Annotated in this window: 2 protein-coding genes; both read right to left on the bottom strand. The window is 34.9% G+C overall.

Translation table 11 applies throughout. The annotated features are described in order from the left end of the window. Positions 1-10 precede the first annotated feature (10 nt). The gene (locus tag AC07XN_RS24430; protein ID WP_494744942.1) at positions 11-910 is read right to left on the bottom strand and encodes an IS630 family transposase; all 900 of its coding nucleotides are present in this window, start codon (positions 908-910) and stop codon (positions 11-13) included. Between the two features lie 31 nt (positions 911-941). Continuing rightward, complete coding sequence (locus tag AC07XN_RS24425; RefSeq protein ID WP_494744941.1) at positions 942-1,211, bottom strand: helix-turn-helix domain-containing protein; 270 nt, start codon at positions 1,209-1,211, stop codon at positions 942-944. Between the last annotated feature and the right edge of the window lie 75 nt (positions 1,212-1,286).

The raw sequence follows: 1,286 nt of genomic DNA, 5'->3' as shown, positions 1-1,286 counted from the left end.
TTATTAGCTTTCATAAAATAAACGTTCTTTGATTTTTTGAGTAAATTTCATTACAAATATTTCCAAGAAAGTTATCGTCTTTCATTAATCCGACATAGCTTCTCAATTCATCATGATTTTGAGGGCTATTATATTTATCAAGCCACATTTTTACTTGTTGTTTGAGTTGTTGGAATTGGTCTTTAAAAGGGTGCATGTGCAAGAGTTCTTGTTTAAGCTTCCTCCAAAGTTTTTCGATAACATTCAACCATGAGGCATAGGTTGGTAAGGGTAATAGTTTTATTGGCAAGTTTTTGTTATTGTACTTTTTAGCAGGCTTTAAGTGATTCCAAGAAGCAGGAACATGCAATTTGAATGGGCAATCTTGTGCTTGTAAAGCTGCTAATATGTCAGGATGATAGTGCATAGGCCAGTTGTCAAGTATGATATAAATTTGCTTATCGGGATATGTATTGACCAATTCTTGATAAAAACAATAGATGGTGGCAACACTTATCTTATTGCGTATGAAGTAGTCGACTTTGCCAGTAAGTATGTTTAAACCACCCATAATACGCATAGTTTTATTATGTTGCCATCCTTGTTTAGCTAATGGTTGTTGTTTTGCATACGCACAACTCACACTAGGATGAGCATAAATCGTCAATTGGTCAATACATATAAATACTGAATTGTCAATATCGGCTGTTTCAAGGCTTGTTTTGATATAAGCAAGTTTAGCTTGATAATCAGCATCTGGGCTGTGGACATAGAGTCTGCCTCTTTTATAAGAAATTTTCCATTTCTTGAGCCAGTTCCATAAGCAAGACTTACTTTTTATCTTTAAATGAGTGCAAATACAAAGCAAATGCTTTAAACTCCAACGGCTTTGCTCAAAACCATAGCCTTGGGGACTTTGTCCAACAATCATTTGGGTTTGTAAGCAAGCAACACTTTCTTGCTCAGGGGAAAAAAGAAGGTTTTAATCCTCGCCCTTTTTTAACTAATAAACCTGAAATACCCTCAGCCTGATAACGATGAACCCAGTCATAAACAGTGTTTTTACGACGTTTACGTAAAAGACCATTTTGGGCAACATCGACTCCAGACTGCCCTTGAGCTATTTTTAAGATAGCAGCAGCTTTTTCTCGAATATAGGCTTTGGGATGATGAGTGACTAAATCTTGTAATTCTTGCTCTTGGCTATCGCTTAAAGTAACAATAAGTCGCATAAATATGAATTTTGACGAAAATTTAATGAGTTTTACCCAAATTTCAAAGAACGATTATTTCATGAATCTTAATAA

The sequence above is a fragment of the Arcicella sp. GW458-12-2-14-TSB2 genome (assembly GCF_059423785.1).
The sequence above is the reverse complement of the archived record's forward strand: the minus strand, read 5'-3'. Positions and strand labels throughout refer to the sequence as shown.

Coding starts and splice junctions, on each gene's coding strand:
- AC07XN_RS24430 (WP_494744942.1), bottom strand. CDS start 910: ATGATTGTTGGACAAAGTCCCCAAGGCTATGGTTTTGAGCAAAGCCGT.
- AC07XN_RS24425 (WP_494744941.1), bottom strand. CDS start 1,211: ATGCGACTTATTGTTACTTTAAGCGATAGCCAAGAGCAAGAATTACAA.